Source organism: Streptomyces sp. P6-2-1, assembly GCF_050613165.1.
Classification (GTDB): domain Bacteria; phylum Actinomycetota; class Actinomycetes; order Streptomycetales; family Streptomycetaceae; genus Streptomyces.
In genome coordinates this window covers 6,006,118-6,028,934 of record NZ_CP192513.1, presented here as the reverse complement: position 1 = coordinate 6,028,934, position 22,817 = coordinate 6,006,118, and the positions used below count along the sequence as shown (strand labels likewise).

The following is a 22,817-nucleotide window of genomic DNA, read 5'->3' as shown; positions in this document are numbered from 1 at the left end:
CCGATTCATCCGTCCGCGCGCCCCGTGACACACTCGCCCGCCGCGCGGGTACACAACCCCCCATGACCTCCGACTCGTCCCGCGCCCCCGAAACGGTCTTCGCCCCGCCGACCGCGACCTACCGTCTCCAGCTCACGCCCGGTCTCGGCTTCGCGGACGCGGCGGAGCTGGTCCCGTACCTCGCCTCGCTCGGCGTCTCGCACCTGCACCTCTCGCCCGTCCTGGAGGCGGTGCCCGGCTCGGCGCACGGCTACGACGTGACCGATCCGACGCGGGTGCGTGAGGAGCTGGGCGGTCGCGCGGGCCTGCTCGCGCTCGCGGGGACGGCCCGCGAGCACGGGCTGGGGCTCGTACTCGACCTCGTCCCCAACCACATGGCCGCCTCGCCCCGGCACACGCGCGCGCTGTGGCACGTGCTGCGCGACGGGCCCGACTCGCCGTACGCACGGTGGTTCGACCTGGACTGGGAGGGCGGCGGAGGACGGCTCCTGCTCCCGGTGCTCGGTGGCCGCCTCGCCGACGTACAGGATCAACTGACCGTGGCGGACGGCGAGTTGCGCTACCACGAGCACTCGTTCCCGCTGCGGCCCGGGACCGAGCACCTGCCGCTCGACGAGCTGCTCGACGCGCAGTGGTACCGGCTCGCGTGGTGGCGCCTGGCCCGTACCGAGCTGAACTACCGCCGCTTCTTCACCATTTCGGAGCTGATCGGGGTACGGCAGGAGGACCCGGAGGTCTTCGCCGCGACGCACGGGCTCGTCCTCGATCTCATGGCCGCCGGCGCCGTGCGGGGCCTGCGCATCGACCACCCGGACGGGCTCGCCGATCCGGGCGGCTACCTGCGGCACCTCGGCGAGCGCGCGGCCGACGTCGCGCCGGGCGGGCACTGGACCGTCGTCGAGAAGATCCTCGCGGACGGCGAGACGCTCCCCGAGGGCTGGCCGGTCTCGGGCACGACCGGGTACGACGCGCTGCGCCACGTCGACGGTGTGTTCACCGACCCGGCGGGGCACGGCGAACTCCTCACGCGCTACCGGGCGCTCGCCGCCCCGGCGGAGGCGCGCGGGGGCACCTGGCCGCCGACCGCGCGCGCCGCGGCGTACCGCGTCGTCACGCACGACCTCGCCGCCGAGGTCGAGACGCTCGTGCGGTACGCGGCGCGCATCGCGCGCGAGGACGTCGCGGCGCGCGACCACGCCCCGTGGGCACTGCGCACCGCGCTGCGCGAACTCCTCGTGCGCGTCCCCGTCTACCGCCCCTACCCGGCGCGCGACGCGGGCGCGGCGCCCGAGGACGTGCTCTCCGCGCAGGCGGCCGAGGAGGCATCGGCCCTCTTCACGGTGCCCGAGGAGGCGGAGTCGGTGGCGCTGGTGCGGGACCTGGCGCTCGGCAGGCGCGGTGACGGGCCCGCGTACGAGGCGTTCCGCACCCGTTTCGCGCAGACCGCGTCCGCGCTGCGCGCGAAGTCCCTTGAGGACCTGGCCTTCTACCGGTACGTGCCGCTGCTCTCGGCGAACGAGGTGGGCGGCGACCCGGGCGCGCCCGCGCTCTCGCCCGACGTCTTCCACGCGTACTGCGGGCGCCTCCAGCGCGACTGGCCGCTGACGGGCACGGTGCTGTCGACGCACGACACGAAGCGCAGCGCGGACGTGCGTGCCGCCATCGCCGTGCTCGGCGAGGTGCCCGAGCGCTGGGCCGCTTTCCTCGCCGAGGCGTCCGCCGCCTGTCCCGCGCCCGATCCGCACGTGGGCTGGGCGGCCTGGCAGCTCGCCTTCGGCTTCGGGCTCGCGGACGCGGAGCGGCTCGGCGGTGCGCTGCTCAAGCACGTACGCGAGGCGGGCCTGCGCACGTCGTGGACGGAGCAGGACGGGGCGTACGAGGAGGAGGTGCGGCGATTCGTCGCTGCGGGCCCGTGCGGGCCGCTCGGCGGGCGGCTCGCCGAGCTGCGCGCCGAACTCGCCCCGTACATCCGCGCGAACGTACTCGGCGGCGCGCTCCTGCACCTGACGATGCCGGGGGTCCCCGACGTCTACCAGGGCACCGAGACGCAGTCCCGGACGCTCGTGGACCCCGACAACAGGCGTACGCCGCCGGACGTACGGGAGACGCTGCGCGCGCTCGACGAGGGCCGTGCCCCGCGCGGCCTGCCCGAGGAGAAACTCGCCCTGACGGCCGCCGCGCTGCGCCTGCGCCGTGAGCGCCCCGACTGCTTCGGCGAGGAAGCGACGTACGCGCCGCTGCCCGCGAGCGGCCCTGCCGCCGCCCACTGCCTCGCCTTCGTCCGCTCCGACCGCGTCCTCACGGCGGTGACGCGGCTCGCGGCGCGGCTCGCTGAAGGGGGTGGCTGGAACGGAACCATGCTGACGCTGCCGCCTGGCCGCTGGCAGGAGGTGACCGGGGAAGGCTCCTACGAGGGCGGTGTGCCGTGTGCCGAGGTGTTCGCCGCCCGCCCCGTCGCCCTCCTGGTACGCGCCGACTGACCACTCGTTTCCCGCCAGTCCCGTCCCCTTTCGTTGACGCCCCCGGGCGCGACTCCCTACGGTCTGGACCACCGCCGCCCCGGCGACCCGGAACCCCGGTGCCCACACCCCGGCGCCCCGGCGTCCCGGGGGCGGCGGTACCCGAGCGGCCCCTGAGCGCGGCCGCGCCTCGCGGGGCGCCCCTCAGCCGCCACCGAAGGCGCGGGTGGCGGCCGCTCCGCTCCCCCCTCTCCGTGTCCTCTTGACCTTGTCGCGACGTCAAGGTTTCTCCTGGCCCCATGCGTATCGGAGAGCTGGCCGCCGTTGTCGGGCGAGGCTGAAGGTTTCAGTAGCGCAAGATTCTTTTCAGTGGGTTCTTCAGTGCCGCACTGAAGATTTCAGTGCGTTAACGCAGCGTGATGGCGCGCCTCCCAGCGCAGCGAGATGACGCCCGCCCTAGCCTTATTCACCCCAAAGTCCCGCGGGCCTTCTGCAGGACGAGGAGGAGGGGCTTGTCAGTAGGCACCGCTACTATCCGGGATGCCTCACGGGACGACGAGCGGAGTCAGGAAATGGGCGACGTGAACGAATCAGCGGTCAAGCGGAAGTTAGGTATCCCGAACTGGCGGAATCTGTCCAAGGACAAGGTGCTCAAGTTCGCGGCAGCGATGCCCGAGATGGCCACCGAGGTGCGGCTCAGGCTCATCGAGCAGTTCCCCGCCTTCAAGGACCTGGGCAAGGCCGACATCGATGCGGTCGCAGAGGCCCACAAGTCCACTCTCGCAGCCAACGAGAACAGTCAGAACCACTTCTACCAGGCTTCGCAGGACCAGCGGGACGCCCTGCGGGCCGACCTCGGTCGGGACGACCTCAGCTGGACACAGCGGGAGGCCCTCCACGACCGCCTTAATCAAAACGTGCGGCAGGCATACGAGAAGGACAGCGAGAGCAAGCAGTTCCTGGGGGCGGGGATGAAGGTGGTGGCAGTCGCCGGCGCAGCCGCCCTCGGGCTGGGCGTGGTATTCGTCGGCGGCAAGCTCGCTGGAACGAGCGAGGACGGTTCCAAGGAACCCCAGTAGGACTGTTTTTGATCGGACACTGAGCGTTTTCAGCGTTGCCTCTCCAGGGTGAGGACGGCTTTCGTGATGACGCTCATGCGGTTGGGGCTGATGCGGGATCTACGGAAGATCTGCCAGGACTTCAGCCGTGCCATGCCTCGCTCGACAGGCGCCCGGGCAGCAGACGGGGCCCGGTTCAAGGTCTGCTCGGTGACGGTAAGTTCACCGCCCGGTGGTCGGCGCTTGGCGGTCGTGACCCAGTCGCCGGCGCCGATGTAGGCCATGTCGGCGAGGACCGGGACGCCCTGGCGTTCGCAGATCCGGAGGATTTTATGGGTGCGGGCGGCCGTCAGGTCGTGGGTTCTGCCCGGCAGTGCCGGCGACAGCCACAGGATCTTGCCGGTCTGGTCGGTGACGACCTACACGTTCACGCCGTGCCGCTTGTGTTTCGAGGAGTAGTCCGCCCTGCCGTCACCGACGCGTTCGCACTCAGCGAGCATGCCGTCCAGGAGAACGAAGTCCGGGGCGTGCACGCGCAGCGTCTTCAGCAGGCCCGGCGCCTGCTCGGCAAGCAGTTCGGTGGCCGCGGTGACGTAGGCGTGGGCGGTGCCGACGGATATCCCGAAGGCTCCAGCGATCTGGGCGAGGGTGTCGTGGCGGCGCAGGTATACGAGTGCGACCAGCGCACGGCGGTGCGGCGGAAGTTTGCACCGCCGGTCACCCTCGCGGGTGAGGATGAGCATCGTGACCCACTCGACCAGTGCGTGGGGCAGGTCGAGTGCGGCAGGATAGGGCACCAACAGGGCTCTTGGGCTGCTGAGATGAGACGTCGAACACCTCCCTCAACGGCACGGGAGCCCTGTCCGTTGCGCACCTCAAACCCGCACCGCGCCCGTCACCCGATCAGTGGGCACGCTGAAAACGCTCACTCATGCGGCTCTCGTCAAGGGGGTAGAGGGCGTGCGAGCCGCCGAAGTGGCCCCGAAAGATGTCCAGTTGACGCTGGGGTCTGCGAGAACGGCGGCAGGTCTCGGCGGCTAGTACCCCAGCAGGACTTCGGTATTCCTGCTGGAGTGCTAGCCGGGGTGAGTACCGTCGTGCACGCGGAGTTGAACGCTGCTCGGCTATTCAGTGTGCACGTCGTCGCCGTCATCCGTTGAGGTAGGGGGGACGAGCCGGTCGGCATCGGAGAGTTCCAGAGCCTTGTGGAGGCCGTCGATCGGTGGCGAGTCGTTGTCGGTCACGATGATCTGCAACTGGTCGATGTGCTCTGTTGCTGCTTCAAGGAGGGTGGAGTACATCTTCCGAAGCCGTTCTAGGTCGACGCCTTCGTGGCCGACGTTGCTGCTAATGCCATCAATGATCAGCAGGTTCGGCAGGGGGATGCCGTCGTCGCTCAGGGCTACCTGTTGATGCGCAAGAACGTGGGCCACGTTCACCAGCACCTCCACACCCTGTGACTGCAGATCAGCGAAAGAACGCCCGTCCACGATCGGCATGTAGGTGTCCCGGTTGATGCGGGACCCAGACTGTTTGTCGAAGCGGGGTGCGTCGAAGCTCCGCAGGGCGGCTTCGAAGGCGCCGTCGAGTTTATCGAGCCGTTCGTGGACGGCGGTGTTGCTGTGCCGGGATGCGGCGATGCGTTCGTTGAGGTCTTCCTGTTCGCGTTCTAGCTCGGTGATCCGTGAGCCTTGGCCCTGAAGTCGGTCATGCACCTTGAGAGCGTCATTGATCCGCCCAAGGTGCTCCTCCAGGCGAGCCTGGCGAGCCGCCACCGTACGGATGCGCTCGGCTTGATCGGTGATGTAGGTGGCGGTGGCCCGGTCGAGCGTCTCTCCCAACTCGGCGCGCCTACGTGCCTGAGCCGAGTGTGCCGCCTTCAACTCTTCAAGACGACGTTCGCTGCGGGCGATGAGGTCTTCCGTTTCGCTGATTTGTTCGATGACGCGATCTTGTTCCGCGGCGAGTGTCGACGGGGCGGGAACCTGCGGCGGGGGCTGGAGGCACAACCTGCAGGTGTCGTCATCGCCGCGCTCCGGCACGCCAGCCCCGCAACGCGGACACGTGTGGAACTCGAAGTCGTTTAATAGACGCTCCGCGACCAAGGCACGTGTGAGACGTCGGCTTTGGGCAATGAGCTGGTCGCGCAGTTCCTTGAGCCGGGCGACTGAGACGGCCTCTGACGAAGACGCTTCGCCCATGCGCGCCAGCTGAACCTCGGATTCAGCGATCTCCTGGCGTAGCGAGACGGTGGAGGGGTCAGCAAGATCCGCTGTCAGCGCCAGATCACTCTGCCTCGCCTCGTTCAGTTCCAGTTCGGTCTGCTGCAGCTGGACCTCAAGGAGGGCGCGGGAGGCAAAGGCGGTCGTCTCAAGAATGCGCTCCAGTGTGGCGGCGTCAGCTGTCAGCGCGTTGAGTTCGGTTGTGACTTTACGCAGGCGTTCACGCAGGCCGGCGGCCTCTGGATCGTAGAGACCGTAAAGGATCTCGAAAACGTACTTGCGCTTGATGTTCTTCTGAGTGTTGTCCGGGGTGCCGAAGACGGAAGTGTCGATTTCCTTTTGCCTCAGGACGCAGTACATCAGGTAGTCACTGATGGTGACCGGTATCAGCGGGCTGGTCTCATCCGTGGGAGCCCGTGGTACGCGCACACGGGGCAGCCCCAACATGCTCAGCCACCAGTTGCGGAACGTCTGATCGTAGCCTGCTTGCAGCTGCGTCGCTGGTAGCCGCCATACCTCTTGTTGGCCGCCGATCTCTGCAATGTCCACCTTGGCTGTGGGCGTACTGACGAGCTGTCGAACGATGCGGAAACGCCGGTCGCCCACAAGGACAGTGCCAGATGCCGTGCGCCCCCGCAGCTCGGGCACCACGCTCACTTCGGCACCTAGCAGGGCGCGCAGGCAGCTCACGGTCGCTGTTTTGCCACCGCTCATGGAGCCGATCACGGCGTTCATTCCGGGCTTGAAACGAACAGTGCGGCTGGTGCCGACCAAGGTCAGCTCTTCGATCCGAAGTCTCACAGCTTGGTCCCCCAGTCCGCCTCGACAATGTCGGGGAACGTCTTATAGATCAGGTCCTTCAACGTGGTGCCGCTGAGATTGAAGTGCTGGCGAAGCAGCCGTGCTCGGTCGCGGACGGCTCGCCAACTTTCGGTCTCGGCCAAGGCCAGCGACAGATCGTGGCCCACCTCAGTGGTGCGGTAGGTAGCGACCGCATCATCGTGTTTGGGTTCGATCAGGCCTTTGCCCGTGAGTGCCCCGAGGAGGGAGTAATAGCTAGGGTCCCAGGGCCCGTAGCGGTATCGGATCATGCTCTGCTCGATCGCGCCCGTGAGCCAGGGGTCCTCGCCAGCCTCTTTACCAGGACGACGCATGGATAAGAGCTGCTTGAAGTGTGCGGGGTAGCGAAGAAGGAAGTCCAGCTTCGCCAGCTTCATCCGGCCCTCGATGCCCTTTGAGCTCTTCGTCTCCGAGAAGGCGTCAATGAGCAGAAGGAGGCGGGCCTGAGCATCGGCCGATGGGGGCTGTCCGGCAGGCGGCGCGGCTGTAGCTTCGAGGTCAAGAGGCATCTCGCGCGTCTCCCCAGTTGAAGCGGCACTCATCCGAAACCGCGCAGGCACGCCCCATCAGCAGCACTGAGTCCTGGGCGTACAGAGGGCGACGATCGTACGCGCTGGGGTTGTCCAGCAGGGCTTGCTGAAGTCCGTCGAAGATGCCGTCAGCTGGCTTGGCAAGCTCCTTATGTGCCCTCGCCGTCCTACGGACGAGGATCAGCAATCGCTCGTCCAAGTCCATTTCGAACGCGCTATCGTCCGGCCACGTTCCCAGTGCCTGTTCCCGGAGTCGGTGGTGATCCGCCTGAGCCCGAAGCATCTGCGCTTCCTCGATGACTTCGCTGGACGCTGCGCCCTGACGGAGCTTGCGCACGAGCGCCGTCTCCGATCCCTGGATGGATGCGGAAACGTCCTCGAGTAGTACGTGATCAGGTCGAGTCAATCGCTGACGAACATCATCAACGACCCTTGCGGTGATTCGCTTACCCAACACCTTCGGTGAGGGCGAGTCGGTTGCCAACAGCTCAGTCCACCGCTCGGGCGGACGCCCTTCTGTAGCTGCAAAGGTGCGACGCAGCAACTCGTTGTACAACGCGTCGATTACAGACATGGGTAGCTTGGGGCCGAGGTCGGCCAGCACGCGTGTATTGCGCGCCTCGACGTCCTCTCGTCTCACCAGCGTCCGAACACGGATCAGCGTCAAGAACTCATCTAGAGCGCCGTCCTCGGGGACCTCCAGATGCTTGGCTACCCGCCTGCGACAAGCGGCGTGCTGTGCTCCTAGCCCCTTAGACAGGGCGGTGACACCGCTGTCACCGGGATCAAGGTGCCCCTCGATGCCAGCGGTCAGCTGATATACGAGCCCAGTGTTCCGCACTGTTGTGTGCGTGCGCCAAAGGCTCTTCAGCGGCCTCTTGGAGATCATGTCTGCGAGTGACCACGGCTCGACTGCATCGCGCGTCTTGATCTGTTGGAAGTCCCAGAACAAGCTGCCGTCGGCGCAGCGAGGATCTCCCCTGCGCGCCACGAGAATGTCCTCAATGTGCTCGCACGTAACGTGCTCTACTGCCCCTCCTGCCAGCATCTCCAGGACGGCCTGCACGGCGATGTGGACCTGGTAGCTGTAGCGGCGCAGTGTGACCGAACCAGAGTCGTCTGGTGCTTCAGTCTCGATGGGATCGGTAATCGAGTCGGCCATCATCCCCCCAGTCTCTTTGCTCCCCCTTGCACGCAGAGTAAGGCTTTGGCGATCCTCAGTCGATCAAAACTAAGGGTGTGGTCTCCAGATCAAGTAGTGAGGAGCAGGGCCTGCTTGAATGCTGCCCCCCTGCCCAGCACTTCTGCCGTGTGCGGCCGGTGCATCAGCCTCCGCACGGAGGTTGATGGACGTCCTCACCGGCAATCTGGTGCTACGTTCACGGCGGACTGGAGGCATCGCGACGCCGGTCGAGGACGTCCGGGGCGAGTGCCTGAGAAATGAGCGCACCCAGCTCATCGCTTGCACGGAACAGGTAGGACGGCGGGTTGCCGCCGAAATCACGGAGGCTGGCCGCGCGTAGGACCTTGAAGTGGCGCTGTGCCGCGGCTGCTGTGTCGTCACTCGCAAGAACGGCGGCAATGACGCGGAGCACCGCAGCTGTGGTCAACGGGTCCCGTTCCATGCTGTACGTACTGGGAGATGTTCGTCGCCAGGGGTACAGGAGTCCGGCATCGGTGGCGCGCCAGGCGACGGAGTTGACATCGGCGTCGTCCCACATCGACCCGCGCCCCTGCGTGGTGTAGCGCTCCTGCAGAGCGGGGTCAGGGCTGGTGAAGGCCTTCACGCGCAGCGGGTTGGGTTCGTTGAGCAGAATGCGCAAGGTCCGCAGGTCGTCGTACCACTGCCGGTCCGGCGGCGACGGCCCCTCGACGGCGATCCGGACCAGCCGCTGGTGGGTGTCGCGTACCAGCGGATCGGTCACGGGCGGTGTGGTGATCTCCCACAGGGGGCGGCCACAGCGCTTGCGCTTGGGTCGACGCTTGCCGCACGCCCGGTACTGCTCGTCGCTGAGCGGGATGAAGCCCGGGCAGCGGCCCGGCGCGTCTCCGCGCAGGTTGGAGGGTGAGAAGGGCGAGCCGCAGGCGGGGCAGAAGGAGACGGTGTAGCAGTCGTGCTCGGGGCACATCACCGCCCACGACCGGTACCACCACAGTGGCCAGCGGGTCGGCGGCTCCACGCACCGGGGGCAAAAGGCCCAGGCTTCTTCGGGGGCCTCGGGCATCTCGCTCAGTCGGTATGGTCTGCTGTCTCGTTCCTCGACGATGCCGAGCAGTGTCATGGCGCGGATGGCTGCGGGGGCCAACCCTGTTGCGACATGCAGCAATTTGGCTGACGCCAGGGGTAGTTCGGCGGTGTGGCGGGCCAGGCGGGCGGCGTGGGCGGTCTTCGGTTCCAGGCCCAGCCGGTGCATTGCCTCGGTTCGGTCCACCTCGTACACCGCGGCGAGGTGATCGACCCAGCTGAACAGGGACTCGCCGGGCAGCGGCACGGGGACCACGGGGAGTCTGCGCGGCCCCCGGTGACGCTCGGCCTGCGAAACAACCATCTATCGGTCGCCAGAGGATTCTGCGGGTGTGTGCTGGAACAGCTCGTACGGCTCGACTCCCAGCGCGCGGGCCAGGGCCGGGATGCGGTCGACGGACACACTGTGGATCGCCGCTTCCGCCTCCGCGTAGAACGAGCGGTCCATCCCCGCGGCGGCCGCTGCCGCGGTCTGGGTCAGTCCGGCGCGCGCACGCAGAGCCCGCAACCGCCGCCCAAAGGCCAGCCGTTGAGCTGGCGCGCCTGCACTGGAATCGCTGTTCGCCACGGACGGCACCGTAGTACAGTCCCCGACTGTAGGAGATCTCCTACAACCCCAAGCTGGGAGGGGTGCGTGGACGGCGCCGGGGAAGTGCCGCGCAGGCTTCCGGCGGTGCTGCTTCCGGTGGCGGGTGAGTCGTTCCCGTCCTGGCTCCACCGCGTGGCGGCTGACTGGCAGATCCCGCCGGGCAGGGCCGCGCGACTGCTGGGCCTGGAGTGCACCCCGGGGTACCGGGTGCCACGGCCAGCATGGTTCGGCGTCTCCCTCACCCAGCGCAGCCTTCAGGGACTGATGGCGGCGACGGGGCTGGACGAGCGGGCGCTGGGCGAGATGCAGCTGTCGCGGTACGCGGATACCGCGCTTGACCTCTTCGCCCGTGAACTGCCCGACCAGTCACGGGAGATGGCCTACCTCGGGCGCCCGCGCCAGGAGTGGGCGTTGACTACCTCCAGCCGTGCGTGTCCCCACTGCCTAGCCCTCCGCCCGGTGTGGCCGGTGTGGTGGCGCCTGGGGATCGCGGCGGTATGCCCCGAGCACCGGGTGCTGCTGGTGGACGTGTGTAGTCAGTGCGACGAGCGCCTCGGCTCCGGCTACACCGGTCGTCCGCAGGGTCTGACTACTCGGTTGCCGATGCTCGACCTGGACCGGTGCAACAACCGGCGGCCCGCGGGGCATGAAAGCAAGGCTGGGCTGTGTCGTCGGCGCCTGTCCGCGCTGGCGACCGTCACCGTGCCGACAGAACTTGCCGCACTGCAGCAGCGGGTCCTGGACATTGCGGACGGCAGCCCGGCCCATCTGGCGGGCAGCCCCGTGGTACAGGCCGAGTTCTTCGTCGCGCTGCGGTTCCTCACCGGCATGGTGCGTCTGGTGGCGACCGCCGAGGAGACCGCGTCCTGTGCGGCGCTGCCCGCCGCGGCGGCCGCAGCGTTCACCGCCGATCAGTACGAGGGGCAGCGGGCCAAGGCGGGTGACACGGGCGGTCGGCTGCAAGCCTGTCCGCCCAGCGCCGCGCATGCGGCAGCCATCCTCGCCCTGAGCGCACCGGCCCTCTTCGCCTCCGACCGGCGCGCGTTCCAGGACCGGTTGACGATGTGGATGGATCGCGCCGCTGCGATCAGGCGTGTGCCGGGTGAAGGGGATCCTCTGCGGTACCTGACCCGCCCTGCCTGTCTGGAGCCGTTTCTGCACGCTGCGGGTGCCCTCGCCAGTCGCCCCCGGGCCAAGGTTCTGTTCACCGCGGACCACCTGCCGCATCTCGTCGACGCCGGCGACTACACGGACCGGATCGCCAAGCACTTGCCGCGCACCGCCGAGGTCGGCGCTCGCCGCCTGGCTGCTTTGGCGCTGGCCCGCCATGCCGGGGCGGCCAGTTGGCTGCACGCCGCCCTAGCACTGGGCATGAACCCCGTCGCGGCCGCACGGGTGACGAACACGCTCGAACCGCGCATCAGTGACGTCAGTGCCTTCTGGACAGACATCGAGCAGCTCGGCAACAGGATCGTGGAGCGCGGCCTGACCGACTACGCTGCCCGACGCCGGGTGCTGTCCGAGCTGACCATCCTGCCGCATGTCGTGCTCAGCTCGATGTGCCAGCCACTGGGATACACCGTCACGGTGCAGCGCCGCCGTCACAGCGCCGCGTGGATCTGGCAGCACTTCACCGGCGGCGACCTCCGCGACGCCCCCGCCTACGAGCCCGTCTTGTGGGCGCCTACTGCAATGGCGCACGTCCGGGAGAGCGGGTGGCGTTTCGCCACCTGGCTGCCCGCGCCCCTCGCCCGCGCCCTGACCGCCTACGGCAACAGCCTGCTCACAGAGCCCGTCCCGCAGAGCGGTGCGGCATGAGCCCGAAACGCACCCAGACGCTGCGCCCGGTCCGGCACACGGCCGAGCAGCTGTTCCTCCACTTCTACGACGCCGACGGCATCGAGCGGCTCTTGCCCGCCGCGCAGGCGGCGGAGGTGCGGTTCGAGACCTGCATGCCCGCCCGTGACATCCCGTCCTACGCCGGGCAGCAGCACACCCCCGGCTTCTACTGGGCCGCCAGCAGCGACACCGTCCTGGAGTACGAGAGCTTCCTGGAAGCCCGCTGGATGAAGCTCCTCGACTTCGATGCCAAGGTCGCTCTCTTCGCGGCCCAGCCGTTCATCTTCGAGGGCATCGACGCGGACGGGCCCTGGACCCACTACCCGGATCTGTTCGTTCGCCGCACCGACGGCTCCGTGCTGCTGCTGGACGTGAAGAACCCCGAACAGATCGACAAGCCCAAAGTCCGACACCAGGCCCGTCGCTCCGCCACAGCCTGCCAACAGCTCGGCTGGGACTACCAGATGGTCGGCGAGCCGGACGCACAGCTGTGGGCGACCGTCGAATGGCTTGCCGGCTATCGCAGGCCGCTCAACGCCGCAGCACCCGTCGCCCAGATCCTGCTCTTTCGCGCCCAACACCCCGTCTCCATCGGCGAACTGCTGTCGCTGTGGCCCGACCCGCAGGTCGAACGCGCCGTCACCTACCACCTCATGTGGCACCACCGCCTGCTGTTCGACCTCACCCACCCCCTGCGCGATCTCACCCGGGTGTGGGCCGCGCCCGCCTTGGAGCACGCCTGATGGATCAACGCCACCGCATCGCCGTGTCCGACTGGATAGAGTTCGAGGAAGAAGAACACCAGGTCACCGGCATCACCGGCGCCCTGGTCCGGTTGCGCTCGGCCTCCGGGCACCACCAGACCATCATGCTCAGCAGGCTGCTCACCGATGCCTCCTTCCGTACCCGGACCGCGCACATACCCGAGACGGCGAACACGACGGTGGGACTCGACCCGGGCGGCGTCCTGGCGCTCCTGCCTAGGGAAGTCCGTACGGCCGCCCTGGAGCTGGAAGCCCACCTCAAGGAGGCCACCACCGGCTACCAGTCGGGCGACCGGCTCGATGCCCAAGAGGGTGAACCCCGGCCCGACTACCGGCCCGACCTCCCGCTCACCACCCGCGTCGAAGCCAAGGCCGCCGAGCTGGGCCTCACCCCCCGCCGTATCTGGCAACTCCTCGACGAGTGGGAGGAGAACGGCCTGTGGGCGCTGGTCGACCGGCGAAAGGCCCGGCTGAAGAACCCGCTGCGCAACATCGACGAACGCGTCATCACCGCGATCCGCGAGCAGGCCGCCGCCGAACGCCACGACAGCTCCTCCAGCGTCTCCACGCGCTTTCGCCGCCGTACCCAGAACCGGCTGGACGAGGAACACGGGCCCGGAACGGTCCTCCTGCCCAAGGAGGACACCTTCCGTCGCATCGTCAAACTGCTCCTCACCCGAAGCCCGTCCGACCCCGCCTACCAGCGGATCTCGGATGCCAACCAGCCCGACCGCACCTTCGGCAACGTCATCGCCCACCGGCCCGGCCAGGTCGTCATGCTCGACACCACCCCGCTGGACGTGTTGGCCTTCGACCCCGCGATGAACGACACCTACAACGTCGAACTCACCCTCGCCCTGGACGTCGCCACCCGCTCCATCCTTGCCTGGCGCCTGACCCCGCTCGGCACCAAGGCCATCGACATCGGCCTTCTGCTCGCCGACGTCATGACCCCCGAGCCGATGCGCCTCGACTGGGCCGACGCCCTGCGCTACCAGATGTTGCGCGTGCCCTTCGAGCGCCACCTCAGTGTGGACGAGCGCCTCGCCGAAGCCGCCGCCCGTCCCGTGATCTACCCCGAGACGCTCCTGTACGACCACGGCAAGCCCTACAAGTCCGACGTCGTCCAGCGCGCCTGTCGCAAGTGGAAGATCGACATGCAGGACGCGCGCAAGCTCAAGCCCACCGACAAGCCCCATGTCGAGCGGCTCTTCGGCACCGTCCGCGAGCAGTTCTCCATGCACGTCGCCGGATACAAGGGCTTCAACGTCGCCCATCGCGGCAAGACCGTGGAACAGCAGGCCCGTTGGACCCTGGACGAGATCGCCGAGTTCTTCGCCGAGTACGTCGTCGCCGTGTACCAGAACAAGCACCACACGGGACTGCACCTCCAGGGCTTCCCCGACCTGAACATCTCGCCCAACGAGGCGTACGCCATGGCGCTCGGCTCGGCTGGCTTCGTCGACTGCCCGCGCGATCCGAACCTCTACTACGAGCTCCTGCCCATCGCCGACGGCGGCCGGGCCATCAACGCCTACGGCGTCGAACTCAACCACCTCGTCTACGACGCGCCCGTGCTCTACCAGTTCCGACGGGCCAAGTCGCCGTACCCAAACGGCACGTGGCCCATCCGGTACGACCCCCGCAACCTGCTGCACGCCTACTTCCACAACCCGCGCGACGACAAGTGGTACACGCTGCGCTGGGCCAAGGCGCTCAGCGACCTGCAGCCCTTCACCGACATCACCCTGCGCGAGGCCAAGCGGCTCGTCACGCTGCGCGGCGGTGACCCGAAGGACGAGGACTTTCAGCAGCAGATCGCCGAGGCCCTGCGGGATCTGCAGAACCGCACGGACGCTCCCGAAACGTGGTCCAAGGCCGACCGTAAGCGCCACACCCGCGACCGGCACCGCGCCGACGCCCAGTCCCAGGACGAAGCCCGTTCCCTGCCGGCCGTCCCCGTGCCGACACCGCGACCGGCACCGGATTCCGCGGCGCCCACCGTCGCGTCCCTGCACGCCGTCCCCGATCTTCCCGGCGAGGACGGCGACTTCGACCCGCGCACTGTCAAACCGGCCGAGGTCTGGAACGCGCGCACCAGCCAGGAGAGCTGATCATGACGCCGCCGCTTTCCCCCACCCCCGACGGCCCGCATGGCGCCGGCACCTTCAGCCACCCCGGCCTGTCCGAGCCGCGCACCAAGGAAGAATGGCGCCTCTACCTCGACTACCAACTCCCGCCCCGTCCAGCCCTGTTGCCCATCGAGGTCTACGAGCAGCTCAGCTCCGCAGAACGCCGCCCGCACAACCAGGCCCGCATGGCTCACCACAGCGCCCTGGTCATCGTCCGCACCAGCCAGATGAAAACCATCCACCACCAGATCCGGCGCCGGATGGTCACCAACGCCCACCAGCCCGCAGGCGCCCGCCGCGGCATCGTCCTCGACGGCCCCGCCACCCTCGGCAAGTCCACCCTGGTCAAGACCTTCGCCTACGACTTCGAGCACGCACTGCGGCGCGACCACCCCGAACGCTTCACGCGGCAGTACACCGTGGAGAACCGGCTGATCGACTACACCCCCGTCGTCTACCTCAACATCCCCTCCCAGGCCACGCCGAAAGACCTGTCCGTCGCGCTCGCCCAGTACCTCGCCCAGCCTTACCGGTCCGGAGCCACCAAGAGCGACATCACCCGTCTCGTCCTGGAGAACATGCGGCTCGTCGGAGTCGAACTCGTGATCATCGACGACGCGCACTTCATGGACCTCTCCTTCAAGGAAGGAAAGGTCGTCAACGACCACCTCAAGTACATCGCCAACCACACCGCGGCGACCTTCATCTACACCGGCGTCGACCTCCAACACTCGGGCCTGTTCCTCGAAGGCTCCGGCTCCGCCCGCGTCACCCAGACCGCCGGACGCAACACCCTCCTGCACATGACCCCCTACGCCATCAGGACCCTGAACGAAAAGGCCGACTGGACCTCCGTCATCGCCGCCATGGAAGACGCACTCGTCCTGTACCGACACCAGGCGGGGACCCTCGCCGCAGAGTGGAAGTACCTGTATCGCCGCACCGGAGGCAACATCAGCTCGCTCGCGGAACTCATCCGTGAAGCAGCCGTCGACGCGGTCCTCACCGGCGCAGAGCGGATCGACCGCAAGCTCCTCGACAGCATCGTCATCAACGAGCACGCGCAGAGCACCTACGAGGCCAACTGGCGGGAAGACCCCAAACCCCCCGCAGACGAGGACGGCCCCGCGGCCGCCGCCAGCTGAACCACGAGTCATATTGGCGCGCATCTGCGACGCCCTGCGGTCGGCAAGCGTCCCGGCGGACAGACCGCACCGTCAACGGCGAACTGTCGTACCGTGCCCTGTGCGCGATCTCCCCGCCGAAAAGATCCGGCGCCTCCCCGTCGTCCCGCGACCGCTTCCGCGGGAATCGCTGCTCAGCTGGCTGGACTACATGGCCACGATGTACGCCGTGCCACGCAAGGACATGGCGCGAGCGTGCGGCCTCCTGGGCCCCGGTGACAAGGCGACGCGCATCGAGGACTCGGGGCCGAGCTCGATCACCTACGGCCTGAGCGACGCGGACGCCGCACGAGCGGAACAGGCAACGGGACTTGAGGTGGAAGACCTGCAGCACATGACCTGGCTGCGCTTCCTGGAAACGGCCGTGAAGCCCGAACTGGCCGATGCCGCCCCACGCGACCGCTTCGCCGTCATGAAGGCAAGCTGGATCGACCCGAGGGAGCTGAGATTCTGCCCCTCCTGTATCCAGGAGACGGACGGGCGCTGGTTCTTGGAGTGGTGCACTCCGTGGGCCTTCGCCTGCCTGCGTCACGGCTGCTACCTGTTGAGCGAGTGCCCCACCTGCCGCACGGCCCTCCGCACCGGAGACGTCAAACTCGCGAACGGACGCTGCCGAGGGGTGGAACGACACCGGCTGCTCGGCAGCATCACCTGGCGGTGCGGCATCGAGTACCGGAAGATGCAGGCCCCTGTCCTACGGGACGATTCACTCGCCGAACTGCAACTCCACCTGGAACAACACCTCGCCTGGCCGCAGCCGACATCGGACCAGGCCAAGGACGATCTCGCCGACCTCACGGCAATGGCCGAGTTCGCGTTGTACGCCGCCACCCCGGAACACCTGGACGGAGCCGATCCCGTCGTCCGCGAGAGCTTCACCGAGTTCTGCGCCAGCACCACACTCGGGAACTACCGCACCATCCAGGGCAACCCGAGTCCGACGGCGCGGACGGCAGCCCTGCGGGTCGCCTCGCAGATCGTCTTCAGCGCCGACCCTTGGTCCTCGGCCCGGAAGATCGCGGACTTCGCCTCTCGCCCGCTACCCAGCCATGTTGTCCCACTGCACCAGGCATGGCTCAAACAGCGACCAAGGGACACCACGCGGCGTCTCGAGCGGATCGTACGATCGGTACGCATCGCAGCACCCTCAATACGCACGCCCGACAGACGAGTTGTACCCGGCCCTTGAACGCCTGGTGACTACGTAGCGTTAGCCGGCCCGGCGGGCGTAGCACCGGCCGAGCAGGAGACTGAAATCATTTGTGCGTCGACTGTGACCTGGACCACCTCACGAAAGATTTCAGTGCCCAGGTCAGGCGGCCGGCCACTGAAATCTTTCGTGCCGCCCGACAGCCGTGGCCGGTGTGAGCACCAGGACCGTCCGCCACTACCACCGGATCGGTCTCCTGCCCGAGCCCGCCAGGCAGCCCAACGGCTACCGCGCGTACGGTCTGCGGGACGCCGTCGAGCTGGCGCGGGTGCGGCGGCTGACGGAGCTGGGCCTCAGTCTCGACGAGGTACGGGACGTGCTCGCCGAGGACGCGGGCAAGGACCTCGCGGAGATCCTCGCCGAGCTGGACGCCGACCTCGCACGCCAGGAGGAGACGATCCGGCGGCGCCGCGCCCGGCTGCGGGATCTCCTCGCGCAGGCGGAAGCGGAGGGCAGCCTTCCGCCGGAGGCCCCCGTCTCGCCCGCGCTCGCCACGCTCTTCGCCGACTTCGACCGCGCCACCGCGCATCTCACGGCGCCTGAGCCGGAGTCGCTCGCGCTCGACCGCCGCCTCCTCGCGCTCCTCGACACCTCCGCCGCGGCGTCCGGTCCGGGCGACTGGCTCGGCCCCCTCGCGGAGGCGTTCACCGCCGACCCGGAGGCGACGCGCCGCGCGTACGCCCTTTACGCGCGCTTGGACGACCTCGCGCACGCCGCACCCGACGACCCCCGCGTCGAGGAGACGGCCCGCGCCCTGGTCGCGCTCCTCCCGCGGGACCTCCCCGCCGGGGCCCCCTCGGACAGCGCCTTCCTGGACGCCGTCTACGCCGGCTTCGCCCCGGCCCAAGCCGCGGTACTGCGCCGCGTCATCACCCTCCTGAAGGAGCGGACGCCATGAGACGGCCACCTCTCACCGCACTCGTCCCCCGCCCCGTACGCCACCTCGCCGCGCACGAACTCACCTTGTGGCGCGACCTCGCCCGCTGGGCGGCCCGCCGGGGCCCGCGCGATGTCGGCGAGGGCGACGTCGCCGCACCGTACGCACCCGCGCAGTCGGCGACGATGTACGGCCTGCTCTTCGTCGCCGTCGCGGAGACGGTCGCCTTCGCGGTCGTGATCCCCTGGCCGTGGCTCCACGCGCTGATGCTCGTCATCGACCTGTGGAGCTGGTTCGTCCTCGCCCTCCACTCCTCGTGCGTCGTCCGCCCGCACGTCCTCAAAGCCGACGGCTCCCTCCGCCTGCGGTACGGGGCGCTGCCCGACGTCACGGTCCCCGCTTCCCGCGTCGCGGCCCTCCGCACCGACCGGGCGTACCCCGACGCACGCCTCGGTGCGGTGACGGCCTCGGGTACGGCGGACCTCCCGGTGGGCGGCATGACGACACTGACCGTGGACCTGACCGAACCCCTCACGTACACAAAGCCGTTGGGCACCCGCGCCGAGGCCCGCGCCTTCCGTTTCCACGCGGAGAACGCTCCGCGGATCGCACGGACCCGAAGCGACCGGCCGAGCCCGGAGACACCACCTCACGGCGCACGCATCCCGGAGGGCCCCCAGACTCGCGCTGCTGAAACATCCCCGGGGCCGATCTCCTGAGGCCGCTCCCTCGTGACCGGCTCACCGTGACGCGCGCCGAGAACCCCCAGGAATCACCACGCCTGGAAGGCCCGGGACGCACCCCACGCCGGAGTACTCGCCGAGGATCACATCGAACTCCCGGAGTTCCGCACGCGCCCCGGCACTCCCCCTCCCGGGAGCACCCCGCCCCACGATCGCCCGCGCAGGCCGCCTTCACGCCCGAGCGAACCCCCTGCTCCTGGGACGAGGCGTCGCCCTCATCGTCATCAAGGAACTCCTCGGCCACGCCCACATCGGCGTCACCGCCACCGTCTACGCCCTCGTCCGACTCCGCCTCCAGCGCCACGCCATCGACGCCCTGGGACATGCCCTCGGCGGGCAGGACGACGATCCGGACGACCCACCTGCCGCAGCCGTCGTCCGCTGACGTTGCCGTCAGCGTTGCCGTCAAACGGCACGAGGCCCTCCCGAAGAGTTCGGGAGGGCCTCGTTTCGAAGCTACGAGAATTCTGCCAGCCAATCCCAGTCACCAGGGCATTTACGAAGCTCGCCGAGTCCGTAAGCAATGGCATGCTCAAAGGTGGGCGAGTCGGTTCGAATAAGCCCACGCTCGCCGAGTCCAGGACCTGACATGACAAGGGTCCAGGGCTTACCGCCCTCCGCCATTCTTTCGTGATCAACCTTGATGATCACCGTAACCCCGACGCCACCCAATCGCTCCATCAGCTCCTCAACATTACTAGCCGACGCATCCATTAGTACCCCCGCAACATCGACGCGATCTGGCCATTTTCCATCGCGTGCCCCTTCTTGCCAGGGTCTCTGACTCTAGCGATTACGCTCCACAGCTCGTCCGACGTTGGACCGCTGGTAACTCCATTGCGAGACATGAGCTCCGAGACCGCTGCGTGGGCGGTGCGCTTATTCCCATTAATGTACATGTAACCGCCCGCGATGTCGCGAATCACGACAGCAGACTTTTCCCAGAAGCTGCCATAGCGACTCGCATTGATCATCATGTTTTGCGGAGATCCATGCAGAAGAGTCTGCCCATCTTCATTGAACCCTCTGTTGATTTTCGCGATTTCATCGCTGTCAATCCCGACGTTGAACCCGCCAGTGAGGCGGCAGTTCGAATTGTGAACCAGGACGGGCGTGGCCCCGCCAGTACATAGTACGTATGCGTGCTGAAGTGCTGTCATCTGCGTTTTCGCAGGTCAGCGGAATTCGACCAGTCCGTGGGTGTGCGTGGAAGTGCCGTGCTGTACGCCCCTGTCGCCCTCGGCGTTTCCGTCAGACGGCTACGCGCGCGAGGGCGGCGGAGTGGGCTTTGGCCGGTGTCCTGTTCGGGTTGGGGTCGGGCATGGCCAGGGGGCCGTACGCTGGCCGGCAACTCGGGCAGGCTTTGGGCCTGACCGCAATGTGACGAGTGGCCCCCTGGCCTTGCCCGACGCGGGCCCCGGCCCGAACAGCTGGGTAAAGCCCACGGAGCCGACCGACCCCACCCGCACGCCGACTACCCGACGTACTGGCTCAGCAGTGTCGCCGTTCACCGGCTCCGCGAGAACACCCACACCCGATACGCCGCCTGCGTCCGCCTCCACCTCGTCCCCGGACTCGGCACCAAGAACAAGAAGGTCGCCCGCCTCACCACCAAGGACGTACGCACCTTCCTCGACCGGCTCCGCACCACCTGCCAGTGCTGCACCCACGCACTCGACGCCGGGCGGAAGAGGTGCTGCGCCATCGGCGAGTGCTGCCAGAAGCAGCTGTCCCCTTGACCGTGACCTACGTGCACTCAGTGCTCAAGTCGGCACTGGAACGCGCCGTCCGCGAAGACGAGCTGCCCCGCACCATCGCCCGCAGCGTCAAGACCACCGCACCCCGGCCGACGCGTATCCGGCCCTTCACCGCAGCCAAGGCCCGCCAGTTCCTCGACGCCGCCCGCGCCGACCGGCCCCACGCCCTGTACGAACTCGCCCTGCGCACCGGCCTCCGCAAGGGCGAACTCCTCGACCTCCACTGGGAAGACCTCGACCTCACCACCGGAACAGCCGGCATCCAGCACTCGCTCCAGCGCACCCGCACCCAGGGCCTGACCGTCCTGAACACCACGACGCTCGCCTCCGAACGCCGCATCGCCCTCCCCACCGAGTGCATCAACTCCCTCAAGAGCCACCAGGAACGGCAGCAGGAGGAGCGTCAGGCGGCCGGAACGGGTTGGACGGACAACAGGTTCGTCTTCACCACCCCGAAGGGCAGGCCGCTCGACCCCACCTACCCCAGCCGCCGCTTCCGCCGCCTTCTCCACAAGGCCGGGCTCCGGACGATCCGCCTCCACGCCCTCCGACACTCCACCGCCACCCTGCTCCTGGAACAGGGCGCGGACCTCGTCGTGATCAAGGAACTCCTCGGCCACGCACACATCGGCGTCACCGCCACCGTCTACGCCCGCGTCCGACTCCGCCTCCAGCGCCACGCCATCGACACCCTCGGCAACGCCCTCGGCGGCCAGGACGACGATCCGGACGACCCACCTGCCGCAGCCGTCGTCCGCTGACGTTGCCGTCAGCGTTGCCGTCAAACACGCAGGAAGCCCCACCGAGAATGTACCTCGGTGGGGCTCCTGGATTACTTTTGGGGTCAGCTCGCCAATCGACTCTTAATCGCCACCAGACGCTCTCGGCTAGCGGTTCGGTCACCCTCTCTGAGTTGCGAAATAAGCCCCGCATTCAATACCCCCAGAGGAGGAGCGGAAATCGCACGACGCTGAGACTCGGCCTCCTGGGCGAAGAATTCAGCACCCGGAAGGTTCTGATCCAATTGCCCCATCGACGTCAGACATGCGTGCGCGCATTTGAGTGCATCCTCAGTATCGACATGGGAGCGATAAAGGACAGCGTAACGCAACGCAAGCACCGAGTAGAAGGAATAAATTCCTCCCACTTCGACGATCTCTTCGTCGGACGGTTCGAGCTCTTGGAAACCCTCGAGAGAGGCCACGTACCTCTGGAATGATTCTGCCGGAATTACAGGATTCCAAAGATCCTCTACGACGCGGACGATGAAATCAGCATCGCCCCTCCGCGCAGGATCGTCGCCACACAAACCCGTGAAGATCTGCACCATCCGCTCCGCACAGCTCGCAACGAAGGTTGCAACCTGGTCCTGAGACTGCTCTCGGAGGGTGGCCTCAACGGCCTCGTCGACTACCACTCAAAACTCCTCTGGCGAGTTGTAGTTGTCCCACTTCCGGGATACACCTCGCCCATCATCTTACCGCCTGTGCCTCGGATGAGTGGTGCACACCTACCCAGGCAAACGTTACGAGACGTGCCTCCTGACACGGGAGTCCATCCCATGTCATTAATGAAGAGTAGGGCATTCTGCTCTGCGTGAGTGCCTGGAATGTTGTCGGCGACGATCTCACCCTTGCCAATGGCGGACATCTGCGCGGGCGTCAGACCATCACCAGATCCGGCAACAACGTTGATCGGGCCATGAGGAGTGTCCGCCCTAATTACAGCTACCGTACTTACGTTTTTACGAACAAACTCGTCCGGTTCAGCGGCGTGAATTTTACTCGCCCGCGCAGAGAGGTTGCAATTGTGGACAAGGACCGGCGTCGCGCCCGCGAGTACATAGTACGTATGCGTGCTGAGGTGCTGTCATCTGCGTTTTCGCAGGTCAGCGGAATTCGACCAGTCCGTGGGGGTGCGTGGAAGTGCCGTGCTGTACGCCCCTGTCGCCGTCGGCGTTGCCGTCAGACGGCTACGCGCGCGAGGGCGGCGGAGTGGGCTTTGGCCGGTGTCCTGTTCGGGTTGGGGTCGGGCATGGCCAACCCATCGCAGCCGTCGTCCACTGACGTTGCCGTCACCGTTGCCGTCAAAGCCCCGAAGGCCCGCCGGAAGCATTCCGGCGGGCCTTCGGCAGATCCTCGGCGACATCAAATCCGACGGAGGTCAGTCTGCTCATCCCTGAACATCGACACACCACTCCTGCCATCGGAGATGTCTCGAACATTCCGAGAAAATTAGCCAGCGTCTCGCAATTCTTCAATCGAGGCAGAAATTAGGCCTAGATTCCCCTCTAGCCCGGCTAGCCCTTGAGCACTCTCCAGAAAATATACGGACCGAGACCTCAGCTCGCTACTAAATAGCCCACACA

At 67.4% G+C, this 22,817-nt stretch carries 15 protein-coding genes and 2 pseudogenes; 10 read left to right on the top strand and 7 right to left on the bottom strand.

Translation table 11 applies throughout. The annotated features are described in order from the left end of the window. Positions 1-62 precede the first annotated feature (62 nt). The gene (gene treY / locus ACQYWQ_RS25410) at positions 63-2,480 is read left to right on the top strand and encodes a malto-oligosyltrehalose synthase (RefSeq protein ID WP_431037761.1); all 2,418 of its coding nucleotides are present in this window, start codon (positions 63-65) and stop codon (positions 2,478-2,480) included. A 491-nt stretch (positions 2,481-2,971) separates the two neighbouring features. After that, positions 2,972-3,538, top strand: a complete 567-nt coding sequence (locus ACQYWQ_RS25405) for a hypothetical protein (RefSeq protein ID WP_431037759.1) — start codon at positions 2,972-2,974, stop codon at positions 3,536-3,538. A gap of 29 nt (positions 3,539-3,567) precedes the next feature. Here the strand turns inward: ACQYWQ_RS25405 and ACQYWQ_RS25400 are convergent. The 6 genes and pseudogenes from ACQYWQ_RS25400 to ACQYWQ_RS25375 all read right to left on the bottom strand — a co-directional run bounded on the left by ACQYWQ_RS25400 (position 3,568) and on the right by ACQYWQ_RS25375 (position 9,922). Next, positions 3,568-4,317, bottom strand: a pseudogene (locus ACQYWQ_RS25400) (transposase family protein). A 324-nt stretch (positions 4,318-4,641) separates the two neighbouring features. Continuing rightward, a complete protein-coding gene (locus ACQYWQ_RS25395) occupies positions 4,642-6,540 on the bottom strand; it encodes a hypothetical protein (protein WP_431037757.1) in 1,899 nt (632 codons plus the stop codon). Continuing rightward, the gene (locus ACQYWQ_RS25390; RefSeq protein ID WP_431037755.1) at positions 6,537-7,088 is read right to left on the bottom strand and encodes a hypothetical protein; all 552 of its coding nucleotides are present in this window, start codon (positions 7,086-7,088) and stop codon (positions 6,537-6,539) included. Before ACQYWQ_RS25390 ends, ACQYWQ_RS25395 begins: the two co-directional genes overlap by 4 nt. Continuing rightward, a complete protein-coding gene (locus ACQYWQ_RS25385) occupies positions 7,078-8,274 on the bottom strand; it encodes a dsDNA nuclease domain-containing protein (RefSeq protein ID WP_431037754.1) in 1,197 nt (398 codons plus the stop codon). Before ACQYWQ_RS25385 ends, ACQYWQ_RS25390 begins: the two co-directional genes overlap by 11 nt. A gap of 214 nt (positions 8,275-8,488) precedes the next feature. Next, positions 8,489-9,601: a TniQ family protein gene (locus tag ACQYWQ_RS25380; RefSeq protein ID WP_431037752.1), complete on the bottom strand. Its 1,113-nt coding sequence runs from the start codon at positions 9,599-9,601 to the stop codon at positions 8,489-8,491. Between the two features lie 57 nt (positions 9,602-9,658). Beyond that, on the bottom strand, positions 9,659-9,922 hold the full coding sequence (locus ACQYWQ_RS25375; protein WP_431037751.1) for a helix-turn-helix domain-containing protein: 264 nt from the start codon (positions 9,920-9,922) through the stop codon (positions 9,659-9,661). 66 nt (positions 9,923-9,988) lie between these two features. Here ACQYWQ_RS25375 and ACQYWQ_RS25370 point away from each other — a divergent pair, with 66 nt between their 5' ends. From ACQYWQ_RS25370 to ACQYWQ_RS25335, 8 genes and pseudogenes are all read left to right on the top strand, one after another. Further along, the gene (locus ACQYWQ_RS25370) at positions 9,989-11,761 is read left to right on the top strand and encodes a TniQ family protein (protein ID WP_431037749.1); all 1,773 of its coding nucleotides are present in this window, start codon (positions 9,989-9,991) and stop codon (positions 11,759-11,761) included. After that, complete coding sequence (locus tag ACQYWQ_RS25365) at positions 11,758-12,525, top strand: TnsA-like heteromeric transposase endonuclease subunit (protein ID WP_431037747.1); 768 nt, start codon at positions 11,758-11,760, stop codon at positions 12,523-12,525. Before ACQYWQ_RS25370 ends, ACQYWQ_RS25365 begins: the two co-directional genes overlap by 4 nt. Beyond that, the gene (locus tag ACQYWQ_RS25360; protein ID WP_431037746.1) at positions 12,525-14,660 is read left to right on the top strand and encodes a Mu transposase C-terminal domain-containing protein; all 2,136 of its coding nucleotides are present in this window, start codon (positions 12,525-12,527) and stop codon (positions 14,658-14,660) included. Before ACQYWQ_RS25365 ends, ACQYWQ_RS25360 begins: the two co-directional genes overlap by 1 nt. A gap of 2 nt (positions 14,661-14,662) precedes the next feature. Next, positions 14,663-15,823, top strand: coding sequence for a TniB family NTP-binding protein (locus tag ACQYWQ_RS25355; protein WP_431037745.1), 1,161 nt, complete (start codon positions 14,663-14,665; stop codon positions 15,821-15,823). Positions 15,824-15,923: 100 nt separating this feature from the next. After that, the gene (locus ACQYWQ_RS25350) at positions 15,924-17,051 is read left to right on the top strand and encodes a TniQ family protein (RefSeq protein ID WP_431037743.1); all 1,128 of its coding nucleotides are present in this window, start codon (positions 15,924-15,926) and stop codon (positions 17,049-17,051) included. A 166-nt stretch (positions 17,052-17,217) separates the two neighbouring features. After that, the gene (locus ACQYWQ_RS25345) at positions 17,218-17,970 is read left to right on the top strand and encodes a MerR family transcriptional regulator (RefSeq protein ID WP_431037741.1); all 753 of its coding nucleotides are present in this window, start codon (positions 17,218-17,220) and stop codon (positions 17,968-17,970) included. Next, the gene (locus tag ACQYWQ_RS25340) at positions 17,967-18,668 is read left to right on the top strand and encodes a hypothetical protein (protein ID WP_431037740.1); all 702 of its coding nucleotides are present in this window, start codon (positions 17,967-17,969) and stop codon (positions 18,666-18,668) included. The genes ACQYWQ_RS25345 and ACQYWQ_RS25340 overlap by 4 nt, the downstream gene beginning before the upstream one ends. 1,496 nt (positions 18,669-20,164) lie before the next feature. Then, positions 20,165-21,210: pseudogene (locus ACQYWQ_RS25335) on the top strand (site-specific integrase); the annotation flags it as partial. 83 nt (positions 21,211-21,293) lie between these two features. Here the strand turns inward: ACQYWQ_RS25335 and ACQYWQ_RS25330 are convergent. Further along, positions 21,294-21,866, bottom strand: coding sequence for a hypothetical protein (locus ACQYWQ_RS25330; RefSeq protein WP_431037739.1), 573 nt, complete (start codon positions 21,864-21,866; stop codon positions 21,294-21,296). Between the last annotated feature and the right edge of the window lie 951 nt (positions 21,867-22,817).

Bases quoted from the DNA above. Each gene is read 5' to 3' on its own strand.
- ACQYWQ_RS25360 (WP_431037746.1), top strand. From the start codon at position 12,525: ATGGATCAACGCCACCGCATCGCCGTGTCCGACTGGATAGAGTTCGAG.
- ACQYWQ_RS25340 (WP_431037740.1), top strand. From the start codon at position 17,967: ATGAGACGGCCACCTCTCACCGCACTCGTCCCCCGCCCCGTACGCCAC.
- ACQYWQ_RS25365 (WP_431037747.1), top strand. From the start codon at position 11,758: ATGAGCCCGAAACGCACCCAGACGCTGCGCCCGGTCCGGCACACGGCC.
- ACQYWQ_RS25390 (WP_431037755.1), bottom strand. From the start codon at position 7,088: ATGCCTCTTGACCTCGAAGCTACAGCCGCGCCGCCTGCCGGACAGCCC.
- treY (WP_431037761.1), top strand. From the start codon at position 63: ATGACCTCCGACTCGTCCCGCGCCCCCGAAACGGTCTTCGCCCCGCCG.
- ACQYWQ_RS25355 (WP_431037745.1), top strand. From the start codon at position 14,663: ATGACGCCGCCGCTTTCCCCCACCCCCGACGGCCCGCATGGCGCCGGC.
- ACQYWQ_RS25385 (WP_431037754.1), bottom strand. From the start codon at position 8,274: ATGATGGCCGACTCGATTACCGATCCCATCGAGACTGAAGCACCAGAC.